Origin of the sequence: Microbacterium elymi, from assembly GCF_021582895.2 — a bacterium.
GTDB classification, from domain to species: Bacteria; Actinomycetota; Actinomycetes; order Actinomycetales; family Microbacteriaceae; genus Microbacterium; species Microbacterium humicola.
The window spans coordinates 667510-686697 of the sequence record NZ_CP091139.2 but is presented as its reverse complement, the minus strand read 5'-3'; the positions used below and the strand labels follow the sequence as shown (position 1 = coordinate 686697).

The window sequence follows — 19188 nt, the reverse complement described above, 5'->3', positions numbered from 1 at the left end:
GCACGATGAAGGGCCTCTGATGACCGGTTCCGCCTCGTTTCTGCAGGTGACGTACAACTCGCGTGGACTGGGCGGATTGCCGACGGCAGACGGTGGCGCTCTGGCATCCGGGATCCTGTATCGGGCAGACGCCCTCTCCGGTCTGACGGATGGGGGCCAGCAGGCCCTTGCCGATCATCGGATCGGCACGGTCATCGATCTGCGCACCGATGCCGAGCGGGCCCGGGCAGCTGACCGGTTGCCGGCCGACGGCAGCGTGCGACTGGTCTCGCTGCCCGTGCAGGGTGGCGCGATGGACGAGCTGGTGCAGAAGCTGATGCCCTCCACCGACGATGTCGGACTGTCCGAGGAGCAGATCGCGCTGGTCGTGGATCAGGTGCCCACGCTCGAGGATCTGTATGTGGCGATCCTCGACGGCAGTGCGACGCAGTTCGCCGAGATCGGGCGCGTGGTCGTGGCGGCGTCGGGCACCGATCGCCCCGGCGTTCTGTTCCACTGCACCGCGGGCAAGGATCGAACCGGACTGGCGGCGGCGCTGCTTCTGCTGGTCGCCGGCGCGGCGCGCGATGTCATCGTCGCGGACTATGTGCAGACCGGCACGAACCTGGCGGGCGGTCTCGCAGACACGCTCACCGCGCTGATCACGACTCTCGGTGTTCCCCTCACGCCACGGCTGAAGACGCTGGCGACCGAATCCCCGGCATCTGCGATCGAAACGGCACTGGACTGGATCGAGTCCGAGCACGGCGATGTCGCGGGCTACCTCCGCACCGGCGGCCTGACCGACGCCGAGATCGACGAACTGAGGCGGGTGCTCCGGGTCGCATAGCCTCGGTCCGATGCGGCAGGCGAGGTGCTGGTGGGCTCAGGTGCCGAGGTACGCACGCAGGCGCTCGTCGGCCTCCGCCGGGACGAAACCGGTGTGTTCCATGCGTTCCAGATCCAGCAGGCTGTTGCGCGGCCGCGGCGCGACCGGCGCAGTCGCCGACGCGAAGTACTCTTCCGTCGACACTCCGGTGACCCGCGCGGGGTCGTGGCCGGTGAGCTCGAAGACCCGTCGGGCGACGTCGGCCCAGCTGGTGGGCTGTCCGGCGCCGGTGAGGTTGTACGTGCCGTAGGCGGCTCGCCGAGTGAGCAGATGGCGGATGCCGCGGGCCAGGTCATCGGTGAAGGTCAGGCGTCCGATCTGATCGTCCACGACCTTCGGGTCGACGCCGCGCTCCGCGAGTGAGGCCATGGTGCGCACGAAGTTCTTGCCCTCGCCGATCACCCACGAGGTCCGCACGATGTAGTGCCGGCGCACGGTCGAGACCAGCGCGTCGCCGGCGGCCTTCGTCTGCCCGTAGACGCCGAGCGGGCTGATGGCGTCGTCTTCGCGATACGGCCGGTTCAGCGTCCCGTCGAACACGTAGTCGCTGGAGACGTGGACCAGGGTCAACTGGTTGTCGGTCGCGATCTGCGCGAGCGCCGCCACGCCGGTGACATTGGCGGCCCACGCGTCGGAGCGCCCTGACGCCGTCTCGGCGCCGTCCACGGCGGTGTAGGCGCCTGCGTTGATGATCGTGTCGTACTCGCGCCAACGTCGGGCGGTGGTGAGGTCGGGGGACGACAGGTCGAGATCGGCGCGCGTCGCGTATTCGACGTGTGCCGCATCGCCGAACTCGGCGTGGAGGGCGCGGCCGAGCTGGCCGCTCGCCCCGATGACCAGCGTCTTTCGCGGCGGCACCGGGGTGACCTCGGCGAGGCCGGGGTGCGCGGCATCCTTCGCCGAGAGCTCGGCGTCGGCCAGCGGGATCGGCCAGTCGACCGCTGCCGTCTCGTCGGCCAGGTTCAGGAAGGTGTACGACGCATCGGGCGACCAGTGGTCGTTGACGAGGTAGGTGTAGGCGGTGTCGGCCTCGAGGGTCTGGTACGCATTGCCGACGCCGCGCGGAACGAAGATCGCCCGTGACGGGTCGAGTTCGCAGGTGAAGACCGCGCCGAACGTCGGGCCCTCGCGCAGGTCGACCCAGGCTCCGAAGATGCGGCCGGTGGCCAGCGACACCCACTTGTCCCACGGCTCGGCGTGGATGCCGCGGGTCGTGCCCACCGCGTCGTTGAACGAGATGTTGTTCTGCACCGGCCCGAAGTCGGGCAGCCCGGCCGCCGTCATCTTCTCGCGCTGCCAGTTCTCCTTGAACCACCCGCGGCTGTCGCCGTGGACCGGCAGCTCCCAGACGACGAGGCCTGGAATGGGCGTGGGCGTTGCGCGCAGCGGCTTGCCGTATTCGGTCATCGTGAGTTCCAGGTCCCTGAGCGAGCGAAGCGAGGAACCAGCCAGGTCCCTGAGCGAGCGAAGCGAGACGAAGGGCCGGTCATCGCGGGCTCCAGGTCCCTGAGCGAGCGAAGCGAGACGAAGGGCCGGTCATCGCGAGTTCCAGGTCCCTGAGCGAGCGAAGCGAGACGAAGGGCCGGTCGACGCGATCATCACTGCCCCTTCGAGGCGTAGAACGCCTCGGTGGCGTCCTTCGCGGGCGCCCACCACGCCTCGTTCGCGCGGTACCAGTCGATCGTGGCGGCCAGACCCGCCTCGAAGTCCTGATATCGGGGGAGCCAGCCGAGTTCTTCGCGCAGCTTGGTGGAGTCGATCGCGTAGCGCAGGTCGTGCCCGGCTCGGTCGGTGACATGGTCGTAGGCGTCGGCATCCCGTCCCATCTGGGTGAGGATGAGCTCGATCACCGCCTTGTTGTCCTTCTCGCCGTCGGCGCCGATGAGGTAGGTCTCGCCGATGCGGCCCTTGTCGAGGATCGTCAGCACCGCCGACGAGTGGTCGTCGGCATGGATCCAGTCGCGCACGTTCAGGCCCGCGCCGTAGAGCTTCGGCCGGATGCCGCGGATCACGTTCGTGATCTGGCGGGGGATGAACTTCTCGACGTGCTGGTATGGGCCGTAGTTGTTCGAGCAGTTCGAGATCGTCGCCTGCACGCCGAACGAGCGCACCCACGCGCGTACGAGCAGGTCAGAGCCGGCCTTGGTCGACGAGTACGGCGACGACGGGTTGTACGGGGTCTGCTCGGTGAACCGGTTTGGGTCGTCCAGTGCGAGGTCGCCGTAGACCTCGTCGGTGGAGATGTGATGCGAGCCGCGTGCCGTGGCGACGGGCGGCCTCGAGCAGGGTGTACGTGCCGACGATGTTCGTGTCGAGGAACGGACGCGGGTCGTGCAGGGAGTTGTCGTTGTGCGATTCCGCGGCGTAGTGGACCACCGCATCCGTCTGCGCGAAGAGTTCGTCCACCAGCGCGGCATCGGCGATGTCGCCCTGCACGAAAGCGAACCGGTCATCGGGCAGGCCGGCCAGCGACGCGCGGTTGCCGGCGTAGGTGAGCTTGTCGAGCACGGTGACGTGATGGTCGGTGTGCTCGATCACGTGGTGCACGAAGTTCGATCCGATGAACCCCGCCCCACCCGTGACGAGCAGGCGGCTCATGAGCGTCCTCTCTTGAGCAGGTCGAGCAGGTACGAGCCGTAGCCGGATTTCACCAGACTCTCGGCACGGTCCTGCAGCTGGATGTCCGACAGGAATCCCTGCCGCCAGGCGATCTCTTCGGGGCACCCGATCTTCATGCCGGTGCGGCGCTCCATCGTGCGGACGTAGTCGCCGGCGTCGGTCATCTGGTCGAACGTGCCGGTGTCGAGCCAGGCGGTGCCACGGGGGAGAACCTCGACCTGCAGCGCGTCCCGCTCGAGGTATGCGCGGTTCACGTCGGTGATCTCATACTCACCGCGCGGGCTGGGCTTCAGGCCCCGGGCGATCTCGATCACGTCGTTGTCGTAGAAGTAGAGCCCGGGAACGGCGTAGTTGCTCTTGGGCTGCGCGGGCTTCTCCTCGAGAGATCGCCCGTCCGTCGCCGTCGAATTCGACGACGCCGTACGCCTCGGGCTGCGACACCCAGTATGCGAAGACGGCACCGCCGTCGACCTCGGCGAATCGCTTGAGCTGCCGGCCGAGGCGCGGCCCATAAAGCAGGTTGTCGCCCAGCACGAGGGCGACCTTCTCGTCGCCGATGAAGTCGGCGCCGATCGTGAACGCCTGCGCCAGCCCGTCGGGTGAGGGCTGCTCGGCGAAGGTCAGCGAGACCCCGAACTGCGACCCATCACCCAGCAGCCGTTGGAAGAACGGCGCATCGTGCGGGGTGGTGATGACGAGGATGTCGCGGATGCCGGCGAGCATGAGTGTCGACAGCGGGTAGTAGACCATCGGCTTGTCGTAGACCGGGATCAGCTGCTTCGAGACGCCCAGGGTGATCGGGTGAAGTCGTGTCCCCGAACCCCCAGCGAGAATTATGCCCTTCACATCAGCCATCTTGGCAGAGTGGGCCGGGACTCATCGATGCTTCCGGAGTCATTCAGGGTGGGTCGCGTAGGATCCATGGGTGACCGTCTCTGAAAAGCCCGACTTCGTCGCGCCCGCGAGTCGAAGCTCGCGTGCGGCCACGAAGGCGCAAGCGGGCCCCCTCGGCGCCGACACCCGTGCGGGCCGACATCCAGGCGCTGCGCGCTCTCGCCGTGCTGCTCGTGGTGGTCTACCACTTCTTCCCGGGCCGCGTTCCCGGCGGTTTCGTCGGCGTCGACGTCTTCTTCGTGATCTCCGGCTTCCTCATCACCAGCCATCTGGTCTCCAAGCCCCCTCAGAACGGCCGTCAGCTCGCCGATTTCTGGGGCCGCCGCATCCGCCGGCTGCTGCCCGCCTCGTTCCTCGTGCTGGTGGTCACCCTTGCGGTGACCGTCATGTGGGCCCCGCAGACGGTCTGGACGAACGTCGCGAAGCAGGTCGCCGCCGCCGCCGCGTATGTGGAGAACTGGTTCCTCGCCGGACAGGCCGTGGACTATCTCGCCATCGACGACGCGCCGAGCCCGGTTCAGCATTTCTGGTCGCTGTCGGTCGAAGAGCAGTTCTACCTGGTCTGGCCGATCGTCGTGCTGTTCGCCATCTGGTTCATCCGCAAGCGCCGGCGCGATGCCGACCGGAAGGCCGTCGGCATCGCAATCGCGGTGATCGTGGGTCTGTCGCTGATCGCATCGATCTGGATCACGGCGACCGATCCTGCGGCGGCCTATTTCGTCTCGTGGACGCGCGCCTGGGAACTCGGGCTCGGCGGCCTCGCCGCCTGCATCTTCCCCTGGGTGCAGCGAGCGGCTGGACGGGCACGGCGTCACCCGTCTGGTCGTCGCCTACGTGGGCCTGGTGTTCATCGCGATCGCGGCGTTCACCTACACCGGCGCGCTGCCGTTCCCGAGCTACACCGCCGCGCTGCCGGTGGTCGGCACGGCACTGGTGTTGGTCGCGGCGATCCAGCGCGGCCCACTCTCGCCGCTGCGCGCGATGTCCTGGCAGCCGGTCCAGGTGGTGGGGGATGTCTCGTACAGCATGTACCTCTGGCACTGGCCCGCCCTGGTGCTCCTGCCGTACGTGCTCGGCCACGATCTGCACCGATCGACCAAGGTGCTGGCGATCATCGCGGCCTTCGTGCTCGCGTGGCTCACCAAGATCTTCGTCGAAGACCGATTCCGGGGGCGCAAGCCGCTCGGTGTCCCGCTGCGACGGTCCTTCATCTTCGCCCTCACCGGCATGATCGTGATCGCCCTCGCCAGCGGTGCGGTCGTCGGCACCGTCAGCGCACAGGCGGCGGCCGCCCAGTCGAAACTCGACCACGCGCTCAACGACGCCGACTCGTGCTTCGGCTCGCGGGCTCTGGTGAACGCCACGTCGTGTTCGCCGCACGGTGACAAGCTGCTGACGACGCCCGTCTTCGCAGCACAGGACAAGCCGAAGCCGTACACCGACGACTGCTGGATCCTCGGCGACTTCAGCGACCAGAAGACCTGCCACTACGGGCAAGCGACCCCAAAGCGAAGAAGGTCGCGCTGATCGGCAACTCGCACGCCGGACACTGGCTGCCGGCACTCGAGGAGATCGCCAAGACCGAGAACTGGTCGATCACGACCTATCTCATCTCCGAGTGCTACACGGTCGACGTCATGGTGGACTTCGGAACGCCCGAGCGCTCGCAGAACTGCCTCGACTGGAACAAGAAGGTCATCGACGAGATCCCGAAGGACCACTACGACCTCGTCGTCTTTTCGAATCGGACGTGGGCGAAGATGCCGGGCAAGACCCGCGCTCAGACGTGGACGGCCGCCGGCGCCGCATACACCCGCGTGCTGACGAAATGGGCAGACGCCGGCACTCCGACGCTTGTGCTGCACGACACGCCCTACGCCACCGAGTTGAAGAACGTGCCGGATTGCGTGGCGGCCCATCTCGACGACCTCTCGGCCTGTGACGGCACCAGAGCGCGTGAGCAGAAGGACCCCCTCGCCGATGCGGCCGCCCGGATGTCGAATCCCGACGTGAAGATGCTCGACCTCACCGATCGCATCTGCTCGGGAGAGACCTGCTACTCGGTCCTCGGCGGCGTGATCGTCTACTTCGATCGCGGTCACATGTCGGCGACGTTCGCGAAATCGCTGACCCCCGACATCAAGAAGGCGGCGCTGTCGGTCATGGCGGCGAGGTCCGGCGCAAAGTAGCCGCTCGCGCCGCGCGGTCGGAGTCCACAGCGTTCCCACAAGCACGACGTCCTTAGACTGGACAATCGCCCGTGGGGACTGTGATGGGCGGACGACAGGACGAATGAGACAGTGACGGCAAGGCACCACGCTTCTCAGTGATCACGCCGATGTACAACGTGGCGGCCTACCTGCCTGACTTCTTCGAGTCACTCGAGAGCCAGTCCGTCGGCATCGATGGACTCGAGATCATCCTCGTCGATGACGGATCGACGGATGACACGGCCGCGGTGGCGGCGGAGTTCGCTCACCGGCACCCGCAGTCGGTCCGCGTCCTCCACAAAGAGAACGGCGGCCAGGCAAGCGCCCGCAACCACGGACTCGACCACGCCACGGGGGAGTGGGTGACGTTCCCGGACCCTGATGACCGTGTCTCGAAGCACTATTTCCGAGACGCCGCGGCGCTCACCTCGGACGACCGTCCTCAACCGGTCGCGATGGTCACCGCTCGGATCAAGATGTGGCACGAGGTGGAGGAGGGCGCGGACGTTGTACGTGACACCCATGCGCTCGCCGACCGCTTCGAAGACGGCACGCGGATCGTCGATCTGGACGTGGAGCCCGACACGATCCAGGCCCACGTCACCACGGGGTTCTTCCGCCGCGACATCATCGAAGGCCGTGGCCTGCGGTTCCGTGAGAACCTGCGGCTGCGTTTCGAAGACGGAAATTTCGTCTCCCGTTACCTGCTCGGCTTCGACCGGCCGCGCGTCGCCCTCGCTGCGCACGCCGACTACTTCTACCGCCAGCGGGCGGACGCATCGTCACTCGTGCAGAGCAGCGCGACGAATCCGGCGAAATACACCGACACCATTCGCCATGGCTATCTCGATGTCGTGGCGGCAGGCCGACGGCGCGCTCCCGGCCTGGGCGCAGATGCTCATCATCTACGACCTGCTCTGGCTCTTCCGTGCGTCGCAGGGCGGCGTGGTGCGCCGCGCCCGGTTCCCGGAGAGCATGTATCGCGAGCTCGATGAACTGCTCCCCGAGATCACTCGCCATCTCGATGAGGATCTCATCCGAGGCTTCAACGCGATGGCGGTCTCGGATTGGATGAAGGACGCCCTCATCCTCATCAAGCGCGGCGGCGGGCACGGGACGGTTCACCTCGGACGCATCGATCCGACGCGCGGTCTCATCGCACTCAACTACCGTTATCGCGGCGATGAGCCGCACGACGAGCAGCTTCTCGTCGATGGGGAGCGCCACGCGCCCCGCTACACCAAGGACTGGGCTCTCGAGTTCGCGGGGCGTCCCATCGTCTATCAGCGGACGATCTGGACCACGATCACGCCCCACCTGGTGCTCTCACTGGACGGCGTAGAGGTGCCGATCCTCGTTCGACAGAAGCCCGCAGGCTTCGCTCCGGCGACCCCAGAGGTCATCGCGGAGCGGATCGCCGGCGCCACCCGGAAGTCCGTTCCGTCGGCGTCCGGGCTCTCGACCTATCGCAGGCTTCGACGGCGTGCCGGGCTGACCGTGCGCGAAGCGGGCGCCGTGATGATCCGGCGGGTTCGTCCCGGGAGGCCCTCGGCCGCGTGCGCACGGCCTGGGGGGCGATGCCCCTCGTTCCGGAGAAGTTCTCGCGGGCATGGGTCTTCATCGATCGGGATGTCGACGCGAACGACAGCGCGGAGATCCTCTACAAGTGGGTGGCACAGAACCATCCGGAGATCAATTCGTGGTTCGCGATCCGGAGGGACTCTGCCGATTGGGCGCGCCTCGAAGCAGAGGGTGTGCGGCTGGTCGACTACGGGTCACCCGAGTTCGCGCGGCTGCTGCTCTCGGCCGAGCACGTGGCATCGAGTCACGCCGACCGGTTCATCACGAATCCGATTCCGAAGCGGCTGGGGCGGTACGCCTGGACCTTCACCTTCCTTCAGCACGGCGTGATCAAAGGTGACATCTCCGACTGGTTGAACCCGAAGCCGATCTCGACGTTCATCACCTCCACCCAGGGCGAGTACGACTACATCGTGGGACGCTCCGCCTTCCGATATGGCGCGAAGGAGACGCGACTGGCCGGGCTTCCGCGGTTCGATGCCCTCCTCCGACAGGACGCCGCCGTTCCGGACGAGGAGCGCGACATGGTCCTCGTCATGCCGACCTGGCGCGACTACCTCGTCACCGGCATGGTCGGCTCCTCGCGCGGACGCGGGGCAGTGGACGGCTTCGCCGACACGCCCTACGCCCAGCAGCTCGCGGCTTTCTTCCGCTCACCGCGCCTGGCGGAGGCCGCCCGCAGGACCGGTTCGCAGGTCGTCTTCATGCCCCACCCGAACATGCACGCCTACCTGGATCGCTTCGATCTTCCCGCGGACGTGCGGGTGGTGTCCTACGACGACGTCGATGTGCGCGAGATGATCGTGCGCGCTCGCGTGCTCGTCACCGACTACTCCTCGACGGCGTTCAACATGGCGTACATCCAGCGACCGATCGTGTACTTCCAGTTCGATCGTGACGAGTACTTCACCAGCCACACCGAACGCCCGGCGTACTTCGACTACGAACGCGACGGATTCGGGCCCGTGACGACGGAGGCCGACGCAGCGGTGGCCGCGGTGGACGACGCGTTGTCGGGGACGCTGGACGGCGTCTACGCCGAGCGCATGCGGCTGACATTCCCCGTGCGCGACGGACAGAACTGTCGGCGGGTGTTCGAAGCGATGCTCGAGGCGCGACGCGTGCGCCCGGCCGAAGAGCGGCTCACGGCGGCGCCCAACGACTCCTGGACGGTGGACGTCGCCGGCTGACACGTCCGGCGCGAGAGTCACCCGAGGGAGCGAAGCGTCTCGCGCAGCGCGGCCCCGTTCCGCTCGAAGTCGAATTCCCATGCCGAATGGAACGCCCGCGGATCGAATGTCCTGCCGGCTTGAACACGGTCCGGTGCGCTCCAGAAATAGTGGAGTTCAGCGCCGAGGCCCATGGCGTAGAGCTGCTCATTCCGGGCCGCATAGGCCTCGTGATTCAGGACGATCATCGCCTGCAGCTTCTCTGCGAAGAGCACGTTGAACATCGCCGAACCGCCGAATCCCGCCACCACGCGGGCATCCGCGAAGAGCTCGGCCTGGGTATGGAGCGTGTGGTCTTCGGGGAAGACCACTTCGAAGCCGTGCTCACGGAAGAGCTCCTCCACGGCCGGCGCATTCCGGCAGTCGCGGTGCACCATGCCGGGGCGACGGGACACGAACAGCTTTCGGCCGACTCCGGTCCGGTCCGCATCGACGAGCCCCTTCCGGAGGCGCGCCCACACGTCGCGGATCATCGGATGGAACCAGAACGGCTCGTGGTTCTGCCACAGGACAGTGCAGGCGACGAGCGAATCCACTTCGGCGGGAGCCGGCTGCCAGACCACGTCGTGGTCGTCAAGCCCGTACGCGAGCAGCAGTTCCCGCTCATACGTGGGCTGATAGCCCGGCGGTATGCGGACGATCGCCCGGAGGTCGGGAAGACGTCTCTTGGCCTCATCCCACCCCCACAGCTTGGCCGGAACCTCGGTGATGAAATGGCCGAAGTGCCCGTGGTAGGCCGTGGTCAGGTCGTAGATCGGGCCGCGGAGAAGGGGGACCGGACCATCGAATCTCGCCGGGATCGATACGAAGTCGGGCGTGACATCGGGGGCGAGCACGGTGCCGGGAATCGCCTCGGTCGGAAATCGGAACGACGGCGGCAGGAGCGTCTGATCGTGCACCCATGCCATGTGGCTGAGCACACGGATGCGTCCGCGATAGTGGCGCATCGTGATCTCGGGGGTGTCCAACTCGGTGTGCAGATTCTCGACGGAAGGATTCGGCGTGTTCGTGCGCACCGCGGCTTTTGCGGTGACATGGGCGCCCGGCCGCGTATCGATCAGGTCGATGGACAGGCGTGGCGTGCGCGTGGCAAGAGAGGCGATCCGCCGCTCCGGCACCTTCAGATAGTGGGCTCTCGCCTTCGTGTGCACCGCGTAGGAGTCGATCCCTTCGACATGTGAGGTCGCGGAGATGAGGTCGTCTGCCAGCGGTCCGGTCGTCGGTTGGGACGGCAGGCGCCCCTCGACCACGCCGGCCCAGCCGGACACGCCATCCCGGGCTTGGGCGCCGGGACGATGGTGGACGTACAAGCCGTTCGCGGCAAGATGCGGGTACACGGCGCGCCAGAGCGCGACCGACTGCCCCTCGTCGGCCGGGCGGCGCGCATCGATGATGATGTCCGGTGGCGGCGCGTCACGCATCGAAGCCGCGATGGAGTCGGGCGATGCCATCCGGTGGACGTGCACCCCGGGTTGACGGGTGCGGCTCGGCACGAAACCGGTTGCGTACACGGTGACGTCGTCGGTGAAGAACGTGCGAAGCCAACGTTGGACCCGCCAGCGTGAGGGGCGATCGGCGACCACGACCACCCGGCGGACCCGGCCGGCAGCGGGCGGCAGAAGACCGCGGATGCGATCTGCGGCGGACGCCGTCGACGGGCGCCGTCGCCACTGCCAGAGGAGGTACCCCAGGGCGCGGCGCGCAGCGCCGCGTGCCGTCACGCCCCTGTCCTCTGCCCGGCGTCAGGGCGATGGAGACCGGTCGCCGCAGGCGGCAGGCATGGCAGCGCGGGCACGGTCCGGCGATTCATATCGTCATCCTAGGGACAACCGGCCCCGACCGGCCCCTCGTCAGCTGAGCAGATCTCTCACCTGATGCGTGATGCGTCTGCACGACTGCCCATCGACGAGCGGGAGAGTGCGCTCGACACGTGCCCGGTAGAGGTCACGCTCGGCGAGATACCCGAGGTCGTCCAGCTGCCTTCTCACGATCTCGACGGCATCCGGGACCGAGGTGGCGACCGGTCCGAAGCCGTGGTCTTCATAGGACCAGTACCCGGGAACGTAGGTGTGGCCGCCATGGAGGAAGTCGTCCCGGTCGAATTGGAAGTACGCGACATCCGCCCCGGCGAGTCGCAGCCTCGAAGAAGATCGAAGAGTAGTCGGTCACCACGACCCGGCAACGCGTCAGGAGTTCGTGCACGTCGTGGACCACGGTGATCAGGTCGACATGCGGTGCAACCAGATCGGCGTCGATCTGCGATCGGAAGTTCGGATGCGGGAGGAAGGCGATCCTCGCCCCGGCCGCCTGCGCCAATGCGGCGAGTCGGGGGTCGTTCACCAGCGCGAGCCAGTTCTGTCCGAACTCCGAGCGCTCGAAGGGCTCCCTCAATGTGCGCCCGCCGCCGACCGCCTTCGGCCCGAGAAGGCGGTGTCGCCAGGTTGGAGCGAGCAGGATGATGTTGCGTTCAGCGGGGTCGGCGGCGGCCACGAGCCGTGCGACCTCGTCGTGGCGGGGGAATCCGGTCAGCTTCGCCTGCATCCCGGTGAGGACATAGGACGAACCGTCCTCGATGATCGAGTTCTGCTCGTCCACACTCGCAGTGGTGATGAGGTCGATCCGCTTGCGGTTGAACCAGATGGAGAGATCATGCTGCAGGACGCCGTGCTCGAGGTAGACGTATCGCCACGGTCGGGATCTGCCCGGGTAGTGGCGTTCGGGAACGGGGTCAGACACCTCCACGTCGAGATGTGTGGAGAGCACGACGAGAGCTTCAGCGAGGACAGCGCGATGCTCCCCTGACCCGTATGCGATCAGGCGGAATCCCTCTCGCTTCAGGCGATTCCAATCGGCGCTGTCCTCGGCCACGACGAACCATGCGTTGATGGCCGGCTCATGCCGACGCAGGTGACGGTAGAGGTACTCCGCGCTGTCGCCCGCCGCGCTCACCCGATCCATGAGGACCCAGGCGTCGGAGTACTTCCTGTTCATCCCGAGGAGTCGCCGCATCCTGGTCCAACGGCGGGCGCGCATCCCGTCGCCGCGTCCCCGCACCCGCGGACTGGATCGGAACGACCCGGGCACCAGCGCAAGCCAGCTCGGCACGAGCGCGCCCTGCCACGCGGCGGAGGAACCGCGCGGCTTGCGCCCTCGTCGCCGACGATGCCCGGCGCTGGCGCGGGCGCGGACGCAGTCCGCGTGCCTGGTACACGGACGATTCCAGGGCGACGGCGTGGTCATCGAGCTGTACGGTGACGACGGAGCGGGGAGCGAACCACAGGATGCGCTCCCGCACGAGTGTCTGCCCGAAGACGTCGAGCCGACGGGTCTTCGATACCACGGGCTCCACCGGTCGCCCGTCGTGCGCGAAACGCTCGACAGGCAGCGCTCGGGCGAACAGGTATCTGATCTCGACGCCACGATGATCATCGGTCACCACCTTCGCGATGCCCTCTGCGGGCAGCGGCGATCCCTTGAGCGCGAGCAGAAGGCAGCGGTGGTCGACACCGAGGCTGGTGACGTTGTACGAGTGGATGCTCGAATCCGCGACGTGCGCGAGCACGGCGGCGAGGGCGGCCAGGACGCGCTCCCGGTCAGCGTCCGACATCCACGTGGCCTTCTTGCTGATGTCGTTCTCGCGCGGGAGGAACCATCTCACGTCGTAGAGGAACATCATGTCGAGCCAGGCAGGGACATTGCCGTCGGACTCTGCTCGTTCGAAGAGCGGGAGGTATCCCCGTTCGAATCGGCCGAAGTTGAAGTCGGGATTGTGGCCGCTGTTGTCGACGGCGGAATCGGCGGCGGTCCGCTTCCGGTAGAAGTACTCTGCGTCGGAGACCATCAGGACACGGCGCGACGGGGCGGCGAGAAGGTATTCCGCGACGAAGAGCGCGTCCTCGGCGATGCTCAGCGATTCGATGAACCGCACGTCGTCCCGTTGGAGCATGTCGCGTCGGAAGAACGCCGACGCCGCCTGCGACTGCACCGCCTGCGGTTCGCGGTCGAGGTCGATGACACGAGTGCCATCGGCGAACTTGAACTTCAACGCGTGCGTGTCCGTGGCGCGCCCCGCGGCCTCGGAGAACCATTTGACGTTCGCCGCGGCGATGACAGCATCCTTCGAATCCGGTGCCAGGAGCGCGTCGGCGGTCGCGGCGAAATAGCGGTCACCCACGAAGTCGTCGCCGTCGGGCAGCGCGATCCAATCGCCGGCGGCCACGGCGATGCCGGCGTTCCGTGCCGAGCTCACGCCGCCGTTCGCCTTGCGGATGACCCTTCCGGAGCGGGCAGCGGCGTCGAGCCAGCGTTCCGCGATCTGAGCGGAGTCATCCGGCGAGCCGTCATCCACGAAGATGAACTCGAGTTCATATCGCCCGCGGCGCTTGCGCATCGAACGCGCGCAGCAGATCGGGCAGGTATCGCGCCGACCGGTACAGCGGAACGACGACGCTGAACCGGACGATCGAATCGGTCATATCGGATCTCGGAGCGATGCCATGGCGGCGACCTCGACGGTCACGACCTGACCGGTCAGGTCCGCGCCGATCACGTGGGTGGTCACCCGTGCCACTTCGTCGGGGTCGAGGCAGCGTCCCGCTCGGCTCGTCTCCGAACGCGGCCGTGCGCATCGGCGTTGCCGTGCGCTGGGGGTTGATGCAGTTGATCCGTACGCCGCTGTCGGCCCATTCCTCGGAGAGCGCCTGGGTGAGGTTGACGACACCGGCCTTGGTCGCCGAGTACGTGCTGTAGTTCGCGCGTCCCCGGGTGTACGAACTCGACGTGAACAGGATCACCTGACCCTGCGTCTGCGCCAGGTATCGGTACGCCTCGCGACACACCAGCGCGGGAGCGGTGAGGTTCGTCTGGATCGTCCTCTTGAGATCGCTCTTCTTCGTATCGATCAACGGCGCGATCTGGAGCACCCCCGCGGTGATCACAACGGCGTCGATTCGGCCCAGCTCATCGGCGGCCTTCGCCAGCGCCTTCCGCACATGCTTGGCTGAGGTGACATCCGTCCCGGTCGTCGAACGGCTGAACTCGACGACACGCGCACCCGCCTCCTGCGCGAGTCGGACGATGCTGGCACCGATCCCGTAGCTTCCGCCGAACACGACGACGCCCTTTCCGGAAAGATCGGGAAGGGTGCCCATTTCCTCGAGGGATAGGCTCGCGGACTGCAGCTGGAAGAGCTTGTCTGCGATGTGGACGTCGATGGGCTCGGTGACCTTCATGTTCTCGGCTGTGCCTTCGACGACGAAGATCGGCACGTCGGGAAGGTACGTGAAGACGACCCCGCAGTCGTCGGTCGCGTGGAAGTCCGGATCGCGACGGGCGATCGCGTAGGCCTCGCGGATGGTGCGCAGACGAAAGGCCTGCGGGGTCTGCCCGCGACGGAGCATCGAGCGGGCGGGGATGCCCGAGACCAGACCGTTCCCGTCGACCTCGATGATGGTGTCTGCCGAGGGGATGGCGGTGTCGACCGCGTCGTAGCGGTCGAGCGCGGTCACACAGTCATGGATGATGCGGCTGTCGATGAACGGACGCACCGCATCGTGGAACAGCACCTTCAGATCGTCGCCGTCCAGGGCCGCGATCGCGAGTTCGGTGGTGTCGTTGCGCGTCGCCCCGCCCGGCAGGATGCGCGTGAGCTTCGGGAACCTCGCGTCGTCCTTCAGATGATCGAGCTCGGCGATCGCTCCGGGGTTCATCATCACGATGATCTCGTCAACGTCGTCGCTGGCCTGCACCGCTTCGAGCGTGTGCTCGACGATCGCCTTGCCCGCGATGCGGATGAGCTGCTTCGGAATGCCGAGGCCGACGCGGACGCCGATGCCGCCGGCCAGGACGACTGCCACCGTGCGGGTGCTGTCACTCACGTGTCGATACCTCGTGGGATTCATGGGTCTTCAGGATGCGCCGCCGTATGCGGCGTCCGCCCATATCCTACGGTTCACCCGCTGGGACCGTTCACGGAGACGGCGGCGCCGCGAGGGCTGTCACGCATAGGATCGATGAGCCATGATCCTGTTGAGCGCAGTCATCCCTCTGTACCGCGTGGAGAAGTACCTGCCCGATCTGCTCGGGAGTCTGTCTGCGCAGAAGCCCGGCGGGTATCGGCTCGAGGTGATCTTCGTCGACGATGGATCTCCCGACAGGTCCGGAGCCATGGCGCAGGAGTGGCTCGAGCGATCGGGGATCGACGGTCGCGTGATCCGCCAGGACAACGCCGGCGTCAGCGCCGCGCGCAACGCCGGCCTTCGCGCGGCTCGCGGCGAATGGGTGACGTTCCCCGACTCCGACGACTACGTCGCCCCCGACTTCTTCCGGCGTGTCTCGCGTTTCCTCGCGCGGCACGGCGAGCGGGTCACGATCGCATCCACCCGCCTGGTGCGGCTCCGCGAGCCCGATCCCAAGATCCGCGATGTGCACGCGCTGAAGTTCCGCTTCATGGCGGGCGATCGCGGCGTGCCGATGGCGACGAACCCCGACTTCTTCCAACTGAACGTGGCCTCGGCCTTCTTCCGGCGGCGGGATATTCTCGATCGCGGCCTACTGTTCCGCTCGGGACTGCACGCGTCCGAGGACGCGCTGTTCGTCGCCGAGTTCCTCCTCGACATCCCCGATCCGGTGCTCGGGCTGGTGGCGGATGCGCGATACGTCTATCGCAAGCGGGCCAGTGGTGACTCGGCGGTCGACCGGTTCCGGAGCGACCCGGACACGTACATCGAGCGCTTCCGCGACGGCTATCGCGGGATCCTGGAACGCGCCGCCGCCCGCGGGGCCGTGCCCGGATGGCTCCAGTCGATGTTCCTCTACGAATGCCAATGGATCCTGCCGCCTCAGCTGACCAGCGAGGGGTACGCGGCCGTGCTCGATGACGCGGGACGCGCGGCGGCTCTCGACGCGCTCGCCGCCTGTGCGCGCCACGTGACCGAGCAGCGCCTCTTCGAGTACGACGCGACCGCGCTGCCGATGGAGTCTCGCCTGCTGCTGCAGCGTCTCGCGGGCCGGTCGATTCCGGCCTGGGTGGGCGCCTATCGCGACAGCCGGGACGTGGTGACGATCCCGGTCGCCGACCCGGCAGCAGTGGAACTGCACGGTCCGCACGACGAGATCCTCGTCGTCGAGCCGGTGGTCAGCACTCCTGACTATTTCGGACAGCGGCTGCTCCACCGTTGGGAGGCGTCTGCGCCGGCAGCCCGCTGGGCGTTCGCCGATGCGGAGTATCGATCGATCGTGGAGCGCACATCCGGCGACACCGGTGCGCAAGCAGGACCGCCATCGTCGTCGACAGTTCGGTCAGCTCCGCCGGGCCGTGCCGGCCCGCGCCGGCGAGGTCCGGGTGTGGAAGCCGGTGCCGGGCCCGGGGGATCACTTTGGCGGCGTCTGGTCTGGGAAGCGCAGCTCACGCGCCACCGCGCGGTGCGGCTGATCCGGCGTCTACTGCGTCGATGATCAGCCCGGCGATGGCGTCGGCGCACGGGGTCTTTGTCGTCTTCGCCACAGCCGAGACCTGGACCCACCGGCCCGCGAACGCCTGGGTTGCTTCCCGAGTTCCTGTGCCGGCGTCGATCGCCGCCGCCAGAGCAGGGATGTCGCGGACGATCGGTCCGGGCAGATCCCGACGGTAGTCGAGGTAGAAGTCCCGCGACGCGATGTACTCGTCCAGATCAGGCGCGAGGAAGTAGCAGGGGACGCCGAGCACGGCCGCCTCGTACAGCGCCGATGAATAGTCGGTGATGAACAGGTCCGCCACCTGCAGCAGCTCCTGCGTCGAGAAGCCGGGCGCCGTATCCACAGCCGGGCCGAAATCCACCGGCATGAGCGGGTGGACCTTCACCACCAGGTGGACGCCGATCTCCGCCAGCGCCGCAGTGAGCGCCGCGGCATCCACGATCACTGTGCCGTCGAGCCGGAAGGTCGGCGCGAAGACCGCCACGCGGGCAGTGCGCAGGTGCGGATGAACGTCGTGGATGCGGGCACGGGTGGCGTTGGAGCGCTCCGGGTCGAGCAGCCGATCGACCCGGGCAGCGGCGCGACCGTGACGTTGTCGATGCTCGTCCCGAACGCATCGGCGAACGCGGGGCGGCACTCCGGTCCGCTCGCGAGCACGACGTCGTACCCCTGGTGCATCCGCATGGCCTGCGCCAGCCGACGATCGCGACCCTCTTCGTGATCCAGGATGCTGAGGCCGAACTTCTTGAACGCACCGAGTGCGTGCCAGATCTGCACGACGGTGAGTCCCGGGCCGTGCCGCAGCAGGCTCGCGACCATCGCGTACGTGTCGATCACGAGCGCCCGAGAGGTGGCGACATGATAGAGCTGCGCCAGCATGTGGAACGAGTAGCCGATCTTGGCGAGGTACCCCGGGGGACCATGCGCACGAGCGTCACCACGCGCACGCTCGGGTCGGCGCGCCGGATCGCTGCGGTGAGATCGACGAAGTCGTTCGGCACCGTCTCGTGCTCGCGGCTGATCATCACGACCTTGCGGCGGCGCGGCAGCACGCGCAGCGGTGCGTAGGCGATGTTCAGCCCGATCCGTGCGGCGTGGGCGACCAGGAGCCGCAGGCCCATCGACCCGGATGCCCGGGTGGGCTCGACGGCGCTGCCGCCCGGGGCGGCGGCCTCGGGGCGTCCGGCGTCGCGCGGAGTCAGGATGAGCTCGCGGGTGATCCGCTCCGAAGAGTGACCGTCGCACGCTCCCATGAAGAAGTCGACGAAGCGCTCCTGCGTCTCCCCGTGCCGCACAGTCCTGATCGCGTCTGCGAGCCGAGCGGTGTCGGTCACCAGCGGGCCGGTCACATAGTCGGTGAGCGGGTAGTAGAAATCGCGGTCGGACGTGTACTGCTCCAGGTCGGGGCAGAAGAAGACGATCGGCCGGCGCAGGAGCGCGTACTCGAAGATCGTCGACGAGTAATCGGTGACCAGCACGTCGGCCGCCATCAGCAGCTGGGTGATCTCGCGATCGCCGGTGACGTCGATGATGCCGGTGACGCCCGGGCGGGCGACGGTCAGCGGCGCGACGAACGGGTGCATCTTGACCATCACGACCCACTCGTCGCCGAGGCCGCCGGCCAGGGCGTCCCAGTCGATGCCGTCGTAGTCGAAGGTCGCGGTCAGCTGCCCGTTCCCGCGGAACGTCGGTGCGTACAGGGCGATGCGCGTGTGCTCACCGATCCCATACCGAGCCCGCACCTCCCGATTCGCCTCGGCGACCGTCGCATCATCGAAGAACACGTCGGTGCGGGGGACGCCCAAGGGCTTCACCCTCGAGACGTCGATTCCATACGCTTCGGCGTAGTTCCCGCGGACTCCTTCGCTGCTGACCGTGGCGTCCGTGTAGTTGCGGTGGATGATCGACCCGGGGATCGGCCCCCCGGGCAGGCCCGCCCGGCTGTGGCCGACGCGCTTGAACGCGCCTGCGGCGTGCCAGACCTGCAGCAGACGCGACTCGGCTCGAATCCGGAACGGGTAGATCAGCGGGTAGAAGTCGTCGAGGACGATCGTCTGCGCTGTCGCGGTCACCCAAGGCAGGCGCAGGGTGTCGCGGATCGACCGGCGCGCACGCAGGTTCCGCTTGAAGATCCCGATGATCTCGGCCTCGGGGTTCTGTCGCATGATCTCGTCGCGGAGCGATCCGATGTTGCCGGAGTAGTCGGAGCGCGAGTCGGAGAGGAACACCACCCGGTCGGGCTTGACCCGAGCGAGGCGGGTGAACAGGTGGTAGGCGAGGAAATACGGTGCCCAGCGCCACTTCTGGAGGAAGCGCTGCGACGCAGCATGTT

At 67.4% G+C, this 19188-nt stretch carries 14 protein-coding genes and 3 pseudogenes; 7 read left to right on the top strand and 10 right to left on the bottom strand.

Annotation, left to right across the window (positions count from 1 at the left end; all coding sequences use genetic code 11):
- The first annotated feature begins 19 nt into the window (after nt 1-19).
- Complete coding sequence (locus L2X98_RS03755; protein ID WP_259612367.1) at nt 20-829, top strand: tyrosine-protein phosphatase; 810 nt, start codon at nt 20-22, stop codon at nt 827-829.
- 36 nt (nt 830-865) lie between these two features.
- On the opposite strand, the gene L2X98_RS03750 is transcribed toward L2X98_RS03755, so the two are convergent.
- The 3 genes and pseudogenes from L2X98_RS03750 to rfbA all read right to left on the bottom strand — a co-directional run bounded on the left by L2X98_RS03750 (nt 866) and on the right by rfbA (nt 4333).
- Nucleotides 866-2275, bottom strand: a complete 1410-nt coding sequence (locus tag L2X98_RS03750) for a bifunctional dTDP-4-dehydrorhamnose 3,5-epimerase family protein/NAD(P)-dependent oxidoreductase (RefSeq protein WP_259612366.1) — start codon at nt 2273-2275, stop codon at nt 866-868.
- A gap of 191 nt (nt 2276-2466) precedes the next feature.
- Nucleotides 2467-3466, bottom strand: a pseudogene (gene rfbB, locus L2X98_RS03745) (dTDP-glucose 4,6-dehydratase).
- Nucleotides 3463-4333 (bottom strand): annotated as a pseudogene (gene rfbA / locus L2X98_RS03740) (glucose-1-phosphate thymidylyltransferase RfbA). The pseudogenes rfbB and rfbA overlap by 4 nt, the downstream one beginning before the upstream one ends.
- Before the next feature lie 131 nt (nt 4334-4464).
- Here rfbA and L2X98_RS19970 point away from each other — a divergent pair.
- From L2X98_RS19970 to L2X98_RS03720, 5 genes and pseudogenes are all read left to right on the top strand, one after another.
- Nucleotides 4465-5157 (top strand): annotated as a pseudogene (locus tag L2X98_RS19970) (acyltransferase family protein); the annotation flags it as partial.
- Between the two features lie 67 nt (nt 5158-5224).
- Nucleotides 5225-5908: an acyltransferase family protein gene (locus L2X98_RS03735; protein WP_259612365.1), complete on the top strand. Its 684-nt coding sequence runs from the start codon at nt 5225-5227 to the stop codon at nt 5906-5908.
- Entirely contained in the window at nt 5827-6570 is a 744-nt protein-coding gene (locus L2X98_RS03730) for an SGNH hydrolase domain-containing protein (protein ID WP_354002994.1), read from the top strand. The genes L2X98_RS03735 and L2X98_RS03730 overlap by 82 nt, the downstream gene beginning before the upstream one ends.
- 137 nt (nt 6571-6707) lie before the next feature.
- Nucleotides 6708-7586, top strand: coding sequence for a glycosyltransferase (locus L2X98_RS03725; protein WP_259612364.1), 879 nt, complete (start codon nt 6708-6710; stop codon nt 7584-7586).
- A 561-nt stretch (nt 7587-8147) separates the two neighbouring features.
- Entirely contained in the window at nt 8148-9362 is a 1215-nt protein-coding gene (locus L2X98_RS03720; protein ID WP_259612363.1) for a CDP-glycerol glycerophosphotransferase family protein, read from the top strand.
- A 17-nt stretch (nt 9363-9379) separates the two neighbouring features.
- Here the strand turns inward: L2X98_RS03720 and L2X98_RS03715 are convergent, their stop codons facing one another.
- From L2X98_RS03715 to L2X98_RS03700, 4 genes are all read right to left on the bottom strand, one after another.
- Nucleotides 9380-10990: a glycosyltransferase family 61 protein gene (locus L2X98_RS03715; protein WP_259612362.1), complete on the bottom strand. Its 1611-nt coding sequence runs from the start codon at nt 10988-10990 to the stop codon at nt 9380-9382.
- Between the two features lie 451 nt (nt 10991-11441).
- Complete coding sequence (locus L2X98_RS03710; protein WP_259612361.1) at nt 11442-12350, bottom strand: CDP-glycerol glycerophosphotransferase family protein; 909 nt, start codon at nt 12348-12350, stop codon at nt 11442-11444.
- Nucleotides 12295-13791, bottom strand: a complete 1497-nt coding sequence (locus L2X98_RS03705) for a glycosyltransferase family A protein (RefSeq protein ID WP_259612360.1) — start codon at nt 13789-13791, stop codon at nt 12295-12297. The genes L2X98_RS03710 and L2X98_RS03705 overlap by 56 nt, the downstream gene beginning before the upstream one ends.
- Nucleotides 13766-15277, bottom strand: coding sequence for a bifunctional cytidylyltransferase/SDR family oxidoreductase (locus tag L2X98_RS03700; RefSeq protein ID WP_259612359.1), 1512 nt, complete (start codon nt 15275-15277; stop codon nt 13766-13768). The genes L2X98_RS03705 and L2X98_RS03700 overlap by 26 nt, the downstream gene beginning before the upstream one ends.
- Before the next feature lie 142 nt (nt 15278-15419).
- Here L2X98_RS03700 and L2X98_RS03695 point away from each other — a divergent pair, with 142 nt between their 5' ends.
- A complete protein-coding gene (locus L2X98_RS03695; RefSeq protein ID WP_259612358.1) occupies nt 15420-16856 on the top strand; it encodes a glycosyltransferase family 2 protein in 1437 nt (478 codons plus the stop codon).
- On the opposite strand, the gene L2X98_RS03690 is transcribed toward L2X98_RS03695, so the two are convergent.
- From L2X98_RS03690 to L2X98_RS03680, 3 genes are read right to left on the bottom strand one after another with little or no spacing between them, the layout of a single operon-like run.
- Complete coding sequence (locus tag L2X98_RS03690) at nt 16807-17376, bottom strand: CDP-glycerol glycerophosphotransferase family protein (RefSeq protein ID WP_259613180.1); 570 nt, start codon at nt 17374-17376, stop codon at nt 16807-16809. The two genes, L2X98_RS03695 and L2X98_RS03690, sit on opposite strands and share 50 nt — an antisense overlap.
- Nucleotides 17298-17735 (bottom strand): CDP-glycerol glycerophosphotransferase family protein, encoded by a 438-nt coding sequence (locus L2X98_RS03685; RefSeq protein ID WP_259612357.1) that lies wholly within the window; start codon nt 17733-17735, stop codon nt 17298-17300. Before L2X98_RS03685 ends, L2X98_RS03690 begins: the two co-directional genes overlap by 79 nt.
- Nucleotides 17690-19087, bottom strand: coding sequence for a CDP-glycerol glycerophosphotransferase family protein (locus L2X98_RS03680; protein ID WP_259612356.1), 1398 nt, complete (start codon nt 19085-19087; stop codon nt 17690-17692). Before L2X98_RS03680 ends, L2X98_RS03685 begins: the two co-directional genes overlap by 46 nt.
- Nucleotides 19088-19188: the final 101 nt, after the last annotated feature.

Bases quoted from the DNA above. Each gene is read 5' to 3' on its own strand.
- L2X98_RS03685 (WP_259612357.1), bottom strand. From the start codon at position 17,735: ATGCTGGCGCAGCTCTATCATGTCGCCACCTCTCGGGCGCTCGTGATC.
- L2X98_RS03750 (WP_259612366.1), bottom strand. From the start codon at position 2,275: ATGACCGAATACGGCAAGCCGCTGCGCGCAACGCCCACGCCCATTCCA.
- L2X98_RS03705 (WP_259612360.1), bottom strand. From the start codon at position 13,791: ATGCGCAAGCGCCGCGGGCGATATGAACTCGAGTTCATCTTCGTGGAT.
- L2X98_RS03755 (WP_259612367.1), top strand. From the start codon at position 20: ATGACCGGTTCCGCCTCGTTTCTGCAGGTGACGTACAACTCGCGTGGA.
- L2X98_RS03695 (WP_259612358.1), top strand. From the start codon at position 15,420: ATGATCCTGTTGAGCGCAGTCATCCCTCTGTACCGCGTGGAGAAGTAC.